The sequence below is a fragment of the Chitinophaga fulva genome (assembly GCF_012927205.1).
In the GTDB taxonomy this organism is placed as follows: Bacteria; Bacteroidota; Bacteroidia; order Chitinophagales; family Chitinophagaceae; genus Chitinophaga; species Chitinophaga fulva.
This window is the reverse complement of record NZ_JABBGC010000001.1, coordinates 4,089,613-4,105,228: the sequence shown is the minus strand read 5'-3', so window position 1 is coordinate 4,105,228 and position 15,616 is coordinate 4,089,613. Positions and strand designations below refer to the sequence as shown.

Here is a 15,616-nt window from a genome sequence, read left to right as displayed (position 1 = left end):
TAAAATGAATAGCCTTCTTTTCCCTCATCCTCTTTAACTTCAATTCCAAAACAACCCGTCCTATGATCAAGGAAAACCTGACGCTCTTCACCTGGATCACACTCTGTAGCTGGATGCTGTTCGGCTGCTGCTGGCTTACGCTCCGGAACCGCACGAAAGAAAACGTACAGCTCAGAACTACCCGTCAGCGCTGGCTGGGCTTTATCGGTTATACGATTATCTTTTCAGCTTTGTACTACCCCTTGTTTACAGGCACCCGCCTCCTGCCTGCTTCGCCTATGCTACAGGGCCTCGGGGCGCTGCTGTGCGTGACCGGCGTCTGTCTGTCTATCTGGTCGCGCCTACTGTTGGGCACCAACTGGAGCGGTGGAGTGGCCGCCAAAAGAAATCATGAACTGATCATCAAAGGGCCTTATCGCGTAGTGAGGCATCCCATCTATACCGGCTTTCTTACCGCACTGGCAGGTACCAGCCTGGTCACCGGCGGAGGCGGCGCCATCTTCGTAACGGCTGTCTGCGCACTGTCGCTGTATATGAAAATAGGGCAGGAAGAAATACTGCTGAACGAACTTTTCCCTGGCAGTTATGCGGTCTATCAGCAACAGACCCGTAAACTGATCCCATTCATCCTGTAGAAGCGACAGCGGAATTTCGTACCTTCACGGCTCGCTCAACATCTATCTATGCTACAACTCATCAGAACCGATTCCGGCAACCCCGATTTCGTATCGTTGGTAAAGTTGCTGGATCAGGACCTCGCTATCCGCGATGGCGGAGACCATACGTTTTATGCCCAGTTCAACAAAATAGACCTTATCAAACAGGCGGTGGTAGGCTATCTCGACGGACGCCCCGTGGCCTGCGGCGCTATCAAACCCTTTTCCGAAGGACAAGTGGAAGTGAAGCGCATGTTCGTGCATCCCGACTACCGCGGCAAAGGCCTCGCCAGCGAAATATTGCTGGAACTGGAAAAATGGGCCGGGGAACTCGGCTACCAGGCCTGTGTACTGGAAACCGGTAAACGGCAACCCGAAGCGATTGCACTCTACCAGAAAAATGGTTATGCCATCACGGAAAACTATGGCCAGTACATTGGTGTAGACAACAGCGTGTGCATGCGCAAGGATCTACCGGCATAAAAAAACGGGCGCCTCTGCAAAAGCGCCCGTCCGATAAGCAAAGCCCCGCTGCAATCAGGGTAATGTGTTCAGGTTCACTGTAGGCGCTACCCCTGTTGCGGTGCGCGTAAAAGTAGTATTGTAGTTTACATAGTTGGCGAAGAACCCGCCGTTTTTCAGGAAGAACCGCCCAGTAGTGCTATCCAGGCCACCTGCATAGTCCCTGCGCTGATCATTGGTGGCGGTAGCATCTGCGGTGAATTTGGCGGTGGTGATCTCCGTCCATACGCCGGTGGTGGAGCGTATCCATTGATTATTGTATTGTCCGCTCCTGCCCATGTAACCGTTTTTATCATTGAAATTTTCCAGGAAAGAATACAGCCCTGCGTGATAAGTGTTGGTGCCAGGCCGCTTCCAGGTGGCGATAAAACGCCAGGCCCCTGTCTCCGGCGTATATATCCACGCAGAGAAATCTGTAGCGCCGGCGCCATCAGGAACGATATGTGTCAGGAATTTATACGTGGTGCCAGCCTGCCAGTTGAACACGAGATAACTCTGTCCACCGGTACCCTCGCCCCCGAAAGCATTGTCCACCACGCCCGGACCTTTCCGCACCAGCGTGGTCTTGCCGGTAGTAGGGTCCCAGATGGAAAACAACACTCTCCTTTCGGTGGCACTGTTCACCTGTATACCGAAATAACCGCCATTAAAACCATTGCTCATAAAATAAGATCCTATTTTGTCTTCTCCTGCCGGTACGGTGACTTCATTGTAGAACCATTCAGCACTCACGCCGGAAGGGATGGGATAGTTCAGGTGCACGGAGGGGCCGCGCCTGGACCAGTAATAGTTCGTAGAGTCGTTGGCGTATACCACGTTGCTGGTGGTAGCGCTGCCGCTGATAACGATGTGTGAAACATCTCCGAAGTAACTGCCGGTTTTGCTGACACCCTGCAGCTCTACTTTAACATAACCCGCGCTGGTGATGTTCACCGTACCGATAGTAAAGGCCGTATAGGCGGCACCGGTAACCGTTTTGGTAAAGGCCGTACCGTTGACGGTCACTTTAATATCGCTGCTGCCGGAAGGCACTTTCATCCGGACCGCAACATTGAGCTGACCGGTTTGCCCCAACCGGAAATAGGTGCTGGTAATACTGTTGGCATTCGTCCAGCTACCCAGGCCATTGTTGGTGATCACTTCGGCGCCACCGGCAGCCAGTGTGGTCACAAAGCCGTTGCCAGCCAGTGCTACCGCGTAACTGGAAGCGGGAGGAACAAGGGAAGCCTTTACCTTACTAAGGGATTCGGCATCGGCGGGAAGGGCGTCCTGCATACTTTTACCGCAGGAAACAATGGCGATGGCTGCCATTAACATAAAGATAAGGTGTGCTTTTTTCATTGGATGCGATTTGATGGTTGCAGTCTAACAGCTTTGCTTATACGATTTTTTACAGCACAAAACAGCTTACAGACCCGCATACAGGCCAGTCAGTATATATGCTGATGGTAAAACTCAATAAAGGTTAACAGCAACTATTACCCATTCCATTGTTCACGCCGGTAATGTTTGCACGGGAATATGATTCACTGTTGGTAGTAAAGGTCCAGGTATTTTGGTTGTTTTGATGATCATCTAATTTAAGACAGGATCGCCAAATAAAATAATTTTTCTTCTACTATGCCGGATCAGTTTTACCCGGCAGACAATACAACGTAACAGCCACTACGATCAGGCAAGCCATCCCCGCTCCCAGCCCGTAACGCAGCGCCTCCGTATAGGCATGGTCGTGTATACCGGATTGCAGCACTGCGAAAAACACACCGCCAATGATACTGATCCCCAACCCGGAAGCCGTCTGCTGAAAAGTAGAGAAAATACCGGAGGCGGCGCCGGCATCTTCCACCGGTACTTTGTCCAGCACAATATTCAGCAGAAAAGGCAATACCATGCCGTTTCCCAGTCCGTACAATGCAATCAGGGCCACCGTTCCGGCGCGACTGTCAACACCACTCAACTGCCACCCGAAAGCGACAAATATGATCAGCAGTCCTGCCTGTAATACCTTCTTGCCATGCTTCACCAGCAATCGGGACGCCACCACAGACGACAACATAAACAACAAGGCATGCGGGATAAAACTGGCCCCGCAGGCCAGCGCCGACATACCCAGCCCGCTTTGCAGGTAAACCGCCATCATCAGCAGGTAAGCCGTATGCAGCATAAAATGAAACAGCACCGCCAGCAAACCAATGTTAAACGCCGGCTGCTTAAACAACGCCAGGTTGATCAGCGCTCCCTTATTATCGCCTTGCTTTACCCGTTGTATACGTATAAACACCATCGCTAACACCACGAACAATATCAGCAGCACAAAGCTCCACAACGGCCAGTGTTGCTCCCGCCCTTCCGTGATGGCGTATATCAGGCAACCTAATGCCAGCGTAAGCACCGTCGCGCCGGAGTAATCAAACTTCACCCCCACGGTGGTAGGCGTTTCCGGCAGGTAACGATAAATAGCCCACATGGCAGCCGCACCCACCGGCAGGTTGATGAAGAATATCATTCGCCAACCCTCAATAGTACCATGCGTTTCCGCCAGGTAACCACCCAGCATCTGCCCGATGATAGCCGCCACACTTAGCGTAATACCATACCAGCCAATAGCTTTGGCCCGCTCTTCCGCTACCGGGAACAGCACCTGTATCAGCGCAACGGACTGCGTTACCATAAAAGCTGAACTAACGCCCTGCAAGAAACGCGCGATATTCAGCTGCATCGGTGTTTGACACAATCCGCATATACAGGAGGTGAGCGTAAACCAGGCCATCCCCTGGAAAAATACTTTTTTCTTACCCAGGTAATCACCTGCTCTGCCACCGGTGATCAGGAAACACGCGCTGCCCAGGAGGTAAGCGGCGATCACCAGTTGCACCTCACCATCGGTGGCATGCAGGCTGGTTTTGATGGTCGGAAGAGCGATGTTAACGATAAAAATGTCTATCACGTACAACAGTGGCGCGGTCAGGACAATAAGCAGCGCATACCACCTGTTGATGGAGGAAATAGTTATGATCATAAAAAAAGGAAAAATTGTTAGCGGGCGTTGTTATTTTCAAAATCCAGCAGCCATTGCTTGCGCCAGATGCCGCCACCATAGCCGGTCAGAGAACCGTCGGCCCCAATGACGCGGTGACAGGGAACGAGGATAGAAATTTTATTCATGCCATTGGCATTGGCCACAGCGCGGACCGCTTCCGGCTTTCCAAGGGCCACCGCCTGATCTTTGTAAGAGCGCGTAGCGCCATAGGGCACCTCCTGCAACACCTGCCATACCGACTGCTGAAACGCCGATCCCGGCATATACAGCGGCACGGTGAATGTTTTCCGCTGCCCGTCGAAATAGGCTTTCAGCTGGTCCTCCAGCGTAGCGAAGTGAGGATTGTCGCCCTGTACGATGGTCGCGTTCAGCACGCGCGACAAATACAGGAATTCTGTTTCCAGCATCTTGCGGTCGGTGAATTCGAGCAGGCATATGCCTTCTTCTACCGCACAGGCGTACATGGTGCCCAGCGGGGTCTCCAGCCGTTTCAGGTCAATGATCCGTTGTTGTTTGCTTTTTTTGGGAGACACCCCAAAGATGTTTTTGAAAGAGTCCCCGAAGCCGCTCAGGGATTCAAAGCCGGCGTCAAAAGCGGCGCCGCTGACCGACTCGCCCTGCTGTATTTTCTTAAAGGCGGAGTTGATGCGGAACATGCGCTGGTAAGCATGGAAAGTAATACCGTGGTTTTTAAGGAACCAGCGCCGTACCTGATGCGGTTCTATACCGCGGCGAAGCAGGTCTGCATCTTTTATCTTCCCGCCCGGATCATCTGCCAGGTCCTCCAACAGCTGCCGGATATCATCCGGCGTCTGGTTCAGCTGCTCCAGCGGATGACATACCTTACAGGGACGGTATCCTTTCAGGATACATTCTTTGGTGGTGGAAAAGAATTCAATGTTCTCCGGCTTCGGTTTGCGGGCACGGCAGGAAGGCCGGCAGAAAATGCCGGTCGTTTTTACCGCTGTAAAAAACACGCCTTCAAAAGCCACGTCTTTCTCCAGCGAAGCCTGGTACATCCTGTCAAAGCTCAATTGCATGGTTTATCTGATTGATTTCCCAACAAAAGTAGGGCCACTGCGTCCGCCGGACAACCGGAAAATTGACAACTATTTTTTAAGGTACAATTTTACGAAAATAATGCCGGTCCTTCATCCGGCAGGGCCTGTTGAGCACAGCTAAAAAAGGCCCCCTGCCGGGAGCCTTTGACTTAAAAACGTTCTTCAGGGACACGTTGCTTAAAAAGCGCAAATGTTTCAGAGAGTGTTTGCAGGAAAACCTCACACTGTGCTTCATCCAGCCAGAGGCTCCGCTCCAGTGCATCTACTTCGTCCATGGTGCTGTTGTCATACAGTTCCTGCCGTTGCGCTGCTTTGCCGGCGACTTTGATATACAGGTTTTTAATGTAGACGTTGACTTTTTCGCCATCAGGCAGGATAATTGTTCTGTTGCTGGATATATGGTACAAAAAAGAGATCACCACCGGGTCAGCAATCAACTGCGTATCCCAGATATGTCTTTTTAAGTATCTCCCCGTAAAATCCAAAATAGCAGCATGATCTGTGTTCAGGGGCTCGCGGTAAGCTTCTTCCGGTAATATCAGAAAACGGCTATCGAGCAACCATTTTACCAACAGCGTATAGGCCTGTCTTACCGTATTATATTTGTCGCTATCATTAAAATCATATTGGGAGAAAATTTCGCGCGCTTCATCCAAACGTAGTTCCATGTCCGTAATCCGGCTCCCGTCCTGTGACATCCACACCATTACTTTCGCGATATCGCTTACCTGTTTTTCGAAAATAGGCCGGGGATCCGCGAACTTTTCCTGTCCAAAGAAGGCCAGACAGTCATCGTAGGTACCAGACGGATGGATAAATCCCTCCCAGAAGGCAGCCGGTTTAGGGTCCGGTGCTTTTTTTCTGTCTTCGCTGTACAACACGACGGAGTGCATATAACATTCAAAGTTATAATCATCCTTTTTGGGGCTTACCGGAGGATAGAAGCGATCGTTGGTAATGTTGAACTTAAAACCAAACTTCAGGTTATTCAGTTTGTCCTTAAAGCCTTTGTCGCCCTGGTTGGCATTGACGGTTTTGGGCGGTTTCCCCAATCCAAAGGTTTCAAACAATTGGCTGATGGCGGGGTCTGTACTTTTTGTCCCCATCAGGTTAATAAGGTTATGGACTGTCATAAATAATTAATTATTGCAACAAGATAGGGGAATAAATAAAAAGAGGCAAAACCGCCGCATCATCGTCACCGGTTAAAACCGGCCGTTCACCGACAATGCCCTGCGTCCTGCGCGGATGCTCTTTCCTGCAAAGTACGGATGGTATTGTTTTGCAGATAAATCAGACATTATGAATATCCGGGAACTGGCGCCTATGCTTATCAATCCCTATAACCATCAGTCATTACACCCTGTCGGAGAACAGCATTTGGAAGATGTCTCCGGCAACCGGATTCCTGTTGTCAAGGGTATCCCTGATTTCCTGGCACTGGAAAAGATTGGTGGCATGAACAGGAAATACCAGCGCCTGTACGACAGCATCAGTCCTTTTAATGATATAGCCGAGAAAGTGATTTCATTTTTTATCGATCTTGATAAGCTCCGCAGCAAATGGATGGCCGATGTAGAAGTCAAACCGGGTTATAAAGTGCTGGAGACTTCTGTGGGCACCGGCTGGAACATCAGGGTGCTCCCCGATTTTGCAGAATACTACGGACTGGATATTTCCGGCGGCATGCTACAGCAGGCAGTCCGCAATATGGAAAAATGGAACCGCTCCATACAACTTTTCAGGGGCAATGCTGAATACCTTCCCTTCAGAGACAACACTTTCGACAGCGTATTTCATGTAGGCGGCATCAACTTCTTCGACAACCGTGTGCGGGCCATCCGGGAAATGATCCGTGTAGCCAAGCCCGGTACCCGCATCGTTATCATCGATGAAACCGCCGTCCATATTCAGAAACGGTACCGGAAAATCCCTTTCGTAAAAGGATACTTTAACAACGGGACAACAGATGAAATGCGGGCGCTGGCGCCGGTAGAACTGGTGCCGGGCAATATGCGGGAACTGGAAGTGAAGCTGCTGGAACATGGCAGGATGTACCAGCTGAGCTTCAGGACGGTATAAAGTGCCTTTATACCGTCCGCAAAGATTTTACAGGATTGGACAACGCTGCTTTCACCGCCTGGAAACTCACGGTGAAGATGGCTATCAGCACCGCTATTACGCCGGACAATGCGAACATCCACCATTCAATTTTGATGCTATAGGCGAATCCGCGCAACCAGCGGTCCATGCCCCACCAGGCTATCGGTGTGGCTATGATAAAAGCGATCGTTACCAGTTTCACAAAATCTGACATCAGCAGTTGCACGATGCCGGTCACCGTGGCGCCCAATACTTTCCGGATGCCGATTTCCTTTGTACGCTGGAAAGCTACCAGCACGGCCAGTCCGAACAAACCGAGGCAGCTGATCACGATCGCTACGCCTGTGGCGAGGTTCACCAGTTTTGAATCCGAGCGGTCCTGTTTATACAAAGCTGCGAGGGTTTGATCGTAGAACTTGCCGGTCCATTCTTCTCCGGGATACATGGCGTGCCATTTCTGCTCGATCATTTTCAGGGTTGCCTGCCACTGTGCGGGGTCATTACCCGTTAGCAGGATATTAAGGCCATTGCTGCCATCCTTATGCGCCATCAGCGCCACCGGCTCCATAGTGGCGTGGAAATCCCGTGTATGGAAGTCTTTCACCACGCCAACAATGGGAAACTTTTGTTCAGACACCTGCCCGATCATTTTTCCGATAGCCTCCTGCGGAGAAGCAAAGCCCAGGCCTTTCACGGCCGTTTCGTTGAGCACAAATTCGTTGGTGGTGTCAGACGGACGGATATTACGGCCGGCTACCAACTGCATATGATAGGTACGGATATACGCCGTATCTATGAATTTTTTATATACCTGCCGCCTTGCCGGGTCCTGCTTTTTGCCATTGTAATATTCATACATGCTCGAACTGTAGCCGTCCGACAATGGCGGACGGCCAACTGATACTGCCGCCACACCTGTTTCGTTTCTCAGGGCTTCTGCCAATACATATTGTTTGTTGGTATAGGCAGGGTTCTGCACCAGCTTCCAGGGTATGTCGATGAGTACTACTGCATCTTTATTGAATCCCAGTTCTTTCTTCAGGGTATAATTCATTTGCGCGCCCATGATCAGGGTACCGGCGATAAACACCTGTGCAATGACAAACTGAAATACGATGAGTACTTTCCGCAACGCCAGCCGGCGGTTATTACCGGTATTCAATACACCCTGTCCCTGAATGATACCGGCTGGTTGTACGCGGGTCATCAGCCATGCGGGATAACTGCCTGCCAGCAAGGTGATACCGGTCAATAGTGCCGCCAGGAACAGGACAATGCCCCATCCGGCAGTATAGTTCATCATGCCCTCTGGTATAATATCTCCCAGGAAACGATAGGCTATGGTGGTAAGCGGGAAGGCCGCCAGTATAGCGAGCAATACAATCAAAAACGTTTCGCCCATGATGATGCGCATCAGCTGTGTGTTGCTGCTGCCCAGCACCTTCCTCACACCAATGCTCAGCGACCGTTGTGGCAACTGGGCGGTGGTCAGGTTAACAAAATTAATGCAGGCCACGATGACTAACAGTATCCCTAACCCAATCAATCCCCGCATAACAGACCTGTTGGCTTTGTGCCCACTTCCCTCACTGATATAAGTGGAGAAATGAGAGTCTTCAAAAGGCATCAGTTTAAACCAGCGTTTGACAGTGGAGGGCAAATTCCAATGCTTTGTTTGTTCCGACCATTTATCTGCACCTATTTTGCTGATCTGTGCCATTACCCTACCGGTGTCCGCCCCGGCGGCCATTTGAAGGTATACTTTATCGGAGCCATTGGTGTTGGTCCATTCAGCCAGCTCATATTCTATCAGGGGTAGCTTGAAAAATTCCTTTGCTGTAAATTCAGAAGGATACCCGAGGTCCTTCACCACGCCGGTGACGGTGCGTGTTTTTTCCTTGTTGTAGGTAATCGTCCTGCCCAGTATAGCCTGAGGCGATAACGTACCGAAATAACTCCTGGCGCGGCTCTCTGTCAGTACCACACTTTCCGGCGCCTGAAGCGCTGTTGCCGGATTACCGGCCAGCCAGGTATAAGGCACCATCATAAAATAAGAAGAATCTGTGGCCACTACTTCTTTAACATCATCTACCACCACAGGACGCTGTTGCTGGTCTTTAGTCTCCGCATTATTCACCCATTGTCCGAAAACAGGTACTACCCGTTTCAGTCCCGGCACCTGCTCCCGCATCGCCTGATACATGGGTTTGGAAACCCCTCCGTTATAATTCTCTTTTATATCAAACATCAATCCTGTTACCAGCCGGTAGGTATAGGCCCTGTCGGGCAACTGGCTGTCAAAGCTGTATTCATAACTCACGATACGGTATATCACCCAACAGGCACTCACGCTGACGGCTATACCAGCAATGTTCAGAAAAGAAAAAAGCCGTTGACGCCACAGGCGGCGGAACATAGATTTGATGGATAGATTCATAAAAAAGCATTGTCACACCGGTCCGGTGTGACAATATTGCACAGCATTTTCATGCCGCATTCATAACACAATAAAATTCAATACCTTATTCATTTTAAACACCCGTCAAATGTCCGGATGTGTACGGGCGGTGTCCATAATCGTACAGGCGTTACTGTTCGAGTACTCCCACCACATAGTTCAACCACTGCGCATCAGGAATACTTTTGTCGATATAATAATCCGGCATAATGCCTTTCCCGTCGATGGCCAGATCGGGAATACGCAGGCTTTTGGAAAGAGCGTACCCCAGCTTGAACTGTTTGTCCGGCGATTCCACCACATAGGTATTGGAGATATCGAGCACGCCAAACGTGGTGACACCAAAGAGTTTTACCTTCTTGCTCTGCCTGGCCGCCAGCAGAAATTCTTCCGACGTACTGCCGTTTTGGTTATTGATGATGATCGCCACATTTTTGGGGAAAGGGAAAATAGTATCCAGTTTTCCTACGTCAACGATTTTTCCTTTATTCAGGTTGACGAACTTACCCGGGTTTTCCTTCAGCGTGTTTACCGCTTCTGTCAGCGCCTTTTTTTCAGCGTCAGAAAGACCGGGCGTTGCCAGAAAACCTTCCATTCTGCTGTTGTTCAGTGGTGTGGAAAGAAACGTGGTGTTGATAGAGCGGATAGGGTTGGTGTAAAGTAACGGGATGATCTCGTAGTAGCTGATATCTGATCCGCCACCATTATTCCTGATATCGATGACTAGATTTTGAGTACGTTTCAACAGGGCATCGTTGAGTTTGAGCAGGCTGTCGATATCATGCTTGGCATAGTCTTCGAAAGTAGGTATCCGGAAGAGGATGGTCTTATCAGACAGTTGTTGCATAAAAGGCACGCTGGTAGCCATTTCCTTCGCATACAGCACCGCAGCGTCATCATTCCCCGGGAACACCGGATACTCGCGCTTTAAAAACACAGTGCCCAGTTGCAAGGTATTTTTTCCGACTAATACCGCTTTATCAAATTTGTTCGCAGAGAAATCGCCCATGTAAAAAGCACCGGCACTGTCCGCAGTGATGTTCAGTTTCACATAACCAGGCTTCCATGCCGGGTTACCGGATGTCAGGATAATTCCTTTATAACCTTTGTCTTTTTTGACGATACCGATTTTATAGGAAGATGTTGTCCAGATACCTTCCAGTAATGGGGTTGAAGCGTCAGGTATCCCTTGTTTCACCTGCTCTTCGGAAAGTGCCAGCACTTCCAGGGAAATGCTACTGGCGGCCGCAGTAGGCTTCGTAGTATTGACAGGGATAATAGCGTGATGCGACTTTCTGAAGAACAGCAACCATTCCCGCATCGCTACAGCACATTGTTCCTTGTCTGTTGCCTTTTTAATTTTTGACAGGATGGCCTTATTATGCTCCTCGTAGGCAGCCATGCCCTTTTGTTGGATCACATAGTCAAATCCGGCATCGTTCTTTTCAAAGGTCTCTTTTACCCATTTGAAATTACCTTCGCAATTACAAGGTTGTTGTGCGAAGAGGACCATTGGGTTAAACAGTAAGATCAGGATAAACAAGAAAAGTTTATTAACAATCATAGGTTACTACAATTTTTATCAGGATGATTTTGGTGCTCAAATGTATGTTTTCCGGGCAACAATAACTATTAAATCATCCAGTAACCGATGAAACGGCGGGCATCCGTGTGTTTCGGATGCCCGCCGGCATGCTGTTATTTTCCAAGCAGTTTTACTTTTGATTCCATGCCATCCGCCTTCTGGTTGGCGGCATCTGCGGTGACAGCGTTATTACAGGCCCATTCCAACAGCGCGGCATCCTGTTTTGCAGCCGCCAGTTGCGCCACACGGTAATAGGTATACGCCAACAGCTCCTTGTTACGGCTAACGCTTTGCAACGCGTGCTGGTACCAGCCTATTGCCTCATCTGTTTTGTTCTGCGCAGCGGCAATACGGCCCATCTGGTAGTACAGTGAAAACTCCACACCATACTGATCATCAGGGATACCTGCCTGCACGTAGGATTTCGCCAATGCCATGGCTTCGTCGGGTTGCTGCTGTATGCGCAGGTTCAGCACGCGCACCACTTTCGACTGTGCCTGCGCAATAGGTGTCAGCGCATCGTCCCAGTGCAATACCTTAAAGTAAGGATCTACCTGTACAGCAGCTACCGGGCCGTTCACAGGTAATTGCAATTGGTTGGTCCGCTCCTGGATGGTGATATGTTGCAGGGAAGTGGTGCCATTACGATAAGTCACCAATACTTCCAGTGGTAACCGGTAAATACTGTCTTTCTGGGTAACGGTAAGTTGAAGGATATTGCCCTGTTGCTGCCAGCTGCTTTGCCATGCCGGTGCGCCGGTGCGGTCAAACCATTGCTGATAGAACCATTCCAGGTTGCTGCCGTGCGCGCTGGATATCTCCTGTAAGAAGTCGTTCCAGCTAAGGCCGTCATGGCTGTACTTTTCGCCGATGTTTTGCAGGGCTTTGTGAAATGTTGGTTTACCCACCACTGTTGCCAGCAGTTCCAGCGCCAGGAAACCTTTGCTGTCGCCAAGGATATGGCCGTTCTTACCACTGAGCGTGGCCAGGGGCTCATCATTACCGGCAGCGGCGTTTTTAAGGTATCCCACTCCGCTCTGATCAGGCAGGTAACCGGGATAACCCGTCTTCCGGTAGTTAATGGCCCGTGCGCTATCAAAGCGTTCCACCACCTGCAGCGAGCCATATTGCGCCATAGCTTCGGAAAGCATTTCCGCACCGATACTTCCTTTAGAGAGCACCTTATTGCCCCACCATTGGTGCCCTATCTCATGACCGAAAAGCGCGTAGTTAAACTCCCGCAGTGCGCCGGTAGGCATCACCACGCCGCCCAAGATACTGGCGCCACCGATGCCGGTCTTTTCTGCCACGGCTTCCGGGAATTCGATGATAGAGAAATTGGGAATAACCAGCGGTCCAAATTCGGCAGACAGGAAGTCCAGTACTGACGCTGCTTTCCGGGAGATATCTTCTCCGTTGATCGCTTTACTCAGGCAGTAAGTGTAAAACGGCATCTTGCCCTGATAGTCCTGCCGGGTATATTTTCCGATATACAGGGAGAAGATGTCCGGCTGGGCGTAATGAAATTCATAGGTCTGGGAACCGGCGCCTTTCGTGGTTTTGATGGTGCAGGCAGCCATTACCGCCATCAGCGGCTCCGGAAGCGTCACCCGCAGGGTGCCCGTGCCACGGATGTAGTCATCGCTCCCATCGGCAGCGCGGGCCAACACCTGCGGATACCATGCGGAACCGTATCCGCCGGCCATGCAAAAACTGCTGTCCAGGTAGTACTGAAAAGTGGGGGCATCTCCCCGTTCGTAGGCATAGGTAAAATGTAAGCGGGAACCCACGGGCTGCGGGCGTTTAAAGTGCCAGTGGTAAAGCACGTCACCGGAACCACTCAGGCTGGTGTCCACCGTAGCGGCTATGCCGCCCTGCAGTTGCAGTTTGGCGGGGCCTCTCCCCTTGCTGATCATTATTTTAACGGAATCGGTGGTAGCCGCAGTGGTTTCATAAGAAAGGCTTCCCTGTACGGCAAAAGTCTTTTTCGCCAGATCTGCCTGTACCTGCAACTGGTAATCCAGTTTCTGCTGGGCAACAAGCCACACCGGTGAAAGTAAATATAAAAGGGCGATAAGTCGGCGCATACTTTTTTTACAAAGTAACGCCGTCATCCACTCAAAAAATAGTATCAGATTAACTATTCAGATGACGCCTGAATTGATGCGGCGTGCAACGGTAAAATGCCCGGAACACCCGGATCAGATGGGAAGTATCGGAGAACCCGGCGGAGAAGGCAATATCCGTTACGGGCAGCCGGGTGGTAAAAAGCAGCTCCATCGCTTTTTGCGCCCGCATCTTCAGCTGGTAGTTGCCCACGGTCATACCTTCTTTTTCCTTGAAAGCCCGCGCCAGGTAAACAGGATGCACAAACACCCTGTTGGCGATGGATTGAATGGTATGATGCGTATCGAATTCGTTTTGCAGGATATCCTTTGCCTGTGTGAACCAGGGCAGACGGCTGGCAATTTTCACGTCCGTCACTTCGGATAACCAGTTGACGATATGTTCCTCCGGCAGACAGTTGGCCGGCTCTTTCAGAAAGGCATAGAGCAACTGGTACAAATCACTGAAAGCTCCAGGCTTGTAGATGATCAGTTGCTGTGGCAGGGAGCCTTTCAACGTCAGTTCTTCTATCCCCGATTGTTTGAATTCTATATTCAGGCAACGGCCGGGCTGTTCCAGGAAACGGTTGGCATGCGTATATCCGGCCGGGCGGAACAACAATTCTCCGGGCCGTACCTCATCTTCCGTGCGACGGTTCATTTCATGATAACCACCGTTGATCAACAGGCTGAGATAGGCATTTTCGTGGTAATGCGCGCCAATATGCGTATCCGGCTGATAAGCCGTAATGTTCAGCTTGAAGAAAGCATTTTCGTTGAACTGCTGCTCCTTGCCAAAATAATGCCCGGGTGAAAGAATGATGCTCATAAGCCTGACTGCGTATAAAACCGTCAGTAAATATACGATATATAGCAGGAATCATCAACAGTCCGGCCTTCGGCCGGATGATCAAAAAAATATACCTTCGGGCAGTAAATGCTAAATGATGATATATGAACTTAATCAAACCTTCCCGGCTGGCAGCGGGCGATAAAGTCGCCACCATTTCCCTCTCCTGGGGCGGAGCGGGGGAACTGCCACATCGGTACCGGAAAGGCAAAGAACAATTACAACAACAGTTTGGCCTTGACGTTACCGAAACAAAAAATGCCCTGAAACCCGCTCAATGGATCTACGAAAATCCACAGGCAAGAGCAGAAGATCTGATGGAAGCATTCGCCGACAAATCGGTGAAAGCCATTATCTCCAACATAGGCGGAGAAGACAGTGTGCGGATTTTGAAATATGTAGACATGGACGTTATCCGGAACAACCCCAAAATATTCCTGGGTTTCTCTGATAGCACCATCACGCACCTGCTCTGCCTGAAAGCAGGCCTCACCTCCTTCTATGGCACCTCCCTGCTGACAGGCTTCGCGGAAAATGGCGGCATGCACCGTTACCAGGTAGAAGATATCAGGAACACGTTCTTTACCGCAACGCCTGTGCGCCGGATCATGCCCAATACCGACGGCTGGACATCCGAGCGACTGGAATGGTTTGATCCTGCTTTACAGGACATCAAAAGGAAGCTGGAACCCAATACCGGGTGGAAGTTCCTGCAAGGCAAGGGTACCGTGCAGGGCAGGCTCATGGGCGGATGCATCGACGTACTGGAGTTTCTTAAAGGCACTCCTTACTGGCCGGAAGATGCCTATTGGCAGGACAGCATCCTGTTTTTCGAAACTTCCGAAGAGATGGCCCGGCCCGAATTGATACGTTATTGGATGAGAAGTTATGCCATGCTGGGTATTCTCCGCAAAGCGAAGGCCATCCTGTTGGGGCGGCCGTACGACAATCAATATGCAGCCGAATACGAAACTGCTATACTGCAAGTATTGCGGGAAGAAGGTTTAACCGATATGGTGGTAGTGACCCAAATGGACTTTGGCCATACCTGCCCTACTTTTACGCTTCCCTATGGCGTGCTGGCAGAGGTCAACTGTACCGAAAAAACATTTACCCTGCTGGAACCAGGTGTTCAGTGAGGATGGTAAGCGAACCTGCTTACCATCCTTTCCGGTTGTATTGCCGCTCATCCATCATTTCCCATTTTCGCAAATTTTTCTCCGCTTTACATAAACG

General features: G+C 50.4%; 12 protein-coding genes. 4 read left to right on the top strand and 8 right to left on the bottom strand.

Translation table 11 applies throughout. The annotated features are described in order from the left end of the window. Positions 1–62: 62 nt before the first annotated feature. Together HHL17_RS16680 and HHL17_RS16675 are read left to right on the top strand one after the other, a co-directional pair. The gene (locus HHL17_RS16680; RefSeq protein WP_169225811.1) at positions 63–635 is read left to right on the top strand and encodes a methyltransferase family protein; all 573 of its coding nucleotides are present in this window, start codon (positions 63–65) and stop codon (positions 633–635) included. A 48-nt stretch (positions 636–683) separates the two neighbouring features. Further along, on the top strand, positions 684–1,139 hold the full coding sequence (locus HHL17_RS16675) for a GNAT family N-acetyltransferase (RefSeq protein ID WP_169225810.1): 456 nt from the start codon (positions 684–686) through the stop codon (positions 1,137–1,139). Positions 1,140–1,193: 54 nt separating this feature from the next. Here the strand turns inward: HHL17_RS16675 and HHL17_RS16670 are convergent, their stop codons facing one another. From HHL17_RS16670 to HHL17_RS16655, 4 genes are all read right to left on the bottom strand, one after another. Continuing rightward, positions 1,194–2,519, bottom strand: coding sequence for a DUF3472 domain-containing protein (locus HHL17_RS16670; protein WP_169225809.1), 1,326 nt, complete (start codon positions 2,517–2,519; stop codon positions 1,194–1,196). Positions 2,520–2,796: 277 nt separating this feature from the next. Further along, positions 2,797–4,197, bottom strand: a complete 1,401-nt coding sequence (locus HHL17_RS16665; RefSeq protein WP_169225808.1) for an MFS transporter — start codon at positions 4,195–4,197, stop codon at positions 2,797–2,799. A gap of 17 nt (positions 4,198–4,214) precedes the next feature. Next, on the bottom strand, positions 4,215–5,258 hold the full coding sequence (locus HHL17_RS16660) for a bifunctional transcriptional activator/DNA repair enzyme AdaA (protein ID WP_169225807.1): 1,044 nt from the start codon (positions 5,256–5,258) through the stop codon (positions 4,215–4,217). Positions 5,259–5,428: 170 nt separating this feature from the next. Further along, positions 5,429–6,412, bottom strand: coding sequence for a hypothetical protein (locus HHL17_RS16655; protein ID WP_169225806.1), 984 nt, complete (start codon positions 6,410–6,412; stop codon positions 5,429–5,431). A 169-nt stretch (positions 6,413–6,581) separates the two neighbouring features. On the opposite strand from HHL17_RS16655, the gene HHL17_RS16650 reads away from it, so the two are divergent. Further along, the gene (locus tag HHL17_RS16650; protein WP_169225805.1) at positions 6,582–7,361 is read left to right on the top strand and encodes a class I SAM-dependent methyltransferase; all 780 of its coding nucleotides are present in this window, start codon (positions 6,582–6,584) and stop codon (positions 7,359–7,361) included. 7 nt (positions 7,362–7,368) lie between these two features. Here HHL17_RS16650 and HHL17_RS16645 read toward each other — a convergent pair whose 3' ends face one another. From HHL17_RS16645 to HHL17_RS16630, 4 genes are all read right to left on the bottom strand, one after another. Continuing rightward, positions 7,369–9,819, bottom strand: coding sequence for an ABC transporter permease (locus tag HHL17_RS16645; protein ID WP_169225804.1), 2,451 nt, complete (start codon positions 9,817–9,819; stop codon positions 7,369–7,371). A gap of 151 nt (positions 9,820–9,970) precedes the next feature. Further along, positions 9,971–11,404 (bottom strand): S41 family peptidase, encoded by a 1,434-nt coding sequence (locus HHL17_RS16640; RefSeq protein ID WP_206156006.1) that lies wholly within the window; start codon positions 11,402–11,404, stop codon positions 9,971–9,973. Positions 11,405–11,538: 134 nt separating this feature from the next. Further along, a complete protein-coding gene (locus HHL17_RS16635) occupies positions 11,539–13,512 on the bottom strand; it encodes a M1 family aminopeptidase (protein ID WP_169225803.1) in 1,974 nt (657 codons plus the stop codon). A gap of 49 nt (positions 13,513–13,561) precedes the next feature. Continuing rightward, positions 13,562–14,359: an AraC family transcriptional regulator gene (locus HHL17_RS16630; RefSeq protein WP_169225802.1), complete on the bottom strand. Its 798-nt coding sequence runs from the start codon at positions 14,357–14,359 to the stop codon at positions 13,562–13,564. A gap of 125 nt (positions 14,360–14,484) precedes the next feature. Here HHL17_RS16630 and HHL17_RS16625 point away from each other — a divergent pair, with 125 nt between their 5' ends. Then, positions 14,485–15,519, top strand: a complete 1,035-nt coding sequence (locus HHL17_RS16625; RefSeq protein WP_169225801.1) for a S66 family peptidase — start codon at positions 14,485–14,487, stop codon at positions 15,517–15,519. Positions 15,520–15,616: the final 97 nt, after the last annotated feature.

Coding starts and splice junctions, on each gene's coding strand:
- HHL17_RS16680 (WP_169225811.1), top strand. CDS start 63: ATGATCAAGGAAAACCTGACGCTCTTCACCTGGATCACACTCTGTAGC.
- HHL17_RS16675 (WP_169225810.1), top strand. CDS start 684: ATGCTACAACTCATCAGAACCGATTCCGGCAACCCCGATTTCGTATCG.
- HHL17_RS16670 (WP_169225809.1), bottom strand. CDS start 2,519: ATGAAAAAAGCACACCTTATCTTTATGTTAATGGCAGCCATCGCCATT.
- HHL17_RS16665 (WP_169225808.1), bottom strand. CDS start 4,197: ATGATCATAACTATTTCCTCCATCAACAGGTGGTATGCGCTGCTTATT.
- HHL17_RS16660 (WP_169225807.1), bottom strand. CDS start 5,258: ATGCAATTGAGCTTTGACAGGATGTACCAGGCTTCGCTGGAGAAAGAC.
- HHL17_RS16655 (WP_169225806.1), bottom strand. CDS start 6,412: ATGACAGTCCATAACCTTATTAACCTGATGGGGACAAAAAGTACAGAC.
- HHL17_RS16650 (WP_169225805.1), top strand. CDS start 6,582: ATGAATATCCGGGAACTGGCGCCTATGCTTATCAATCCCTATAACCAT.
- HHL17_RS16645 (WP_169225804.1), bottom strand. CDS start 9,819: ATGAATCTATCCATCAAATCTATGTTCCGCCGCCTGTGGCGTCAACGG.
- HHL17_RS16640 (WP_206156006.1), bottom strand. CDS start 11,404: ATGATTGTTAATAAACTTTTCTTGTTTATCCTGATCTTACTGTTTAAC.
- HHL17_RS16635 (WP_169225803.1), bottom strand. CDS start 13,512: ATGCGCCGACTTATCGCCCTTTTATATTTACTTTCACCGGTGTGGCTT.
- HHL17_RS16630 (WP_169225802.1), bottom strand. CDS start 14,359: ATGAGCATCATTCTTTCACCCGGGCATTATTTTGGCAAGGAGCAGCAG.
- HHL17_RS16625 (WP_169225801.1), top strand. CDS start 14,485: ATGAACTTAATCAAACCTTCCCGGCTGGCAGCGGGCGATAAAGTCGCC.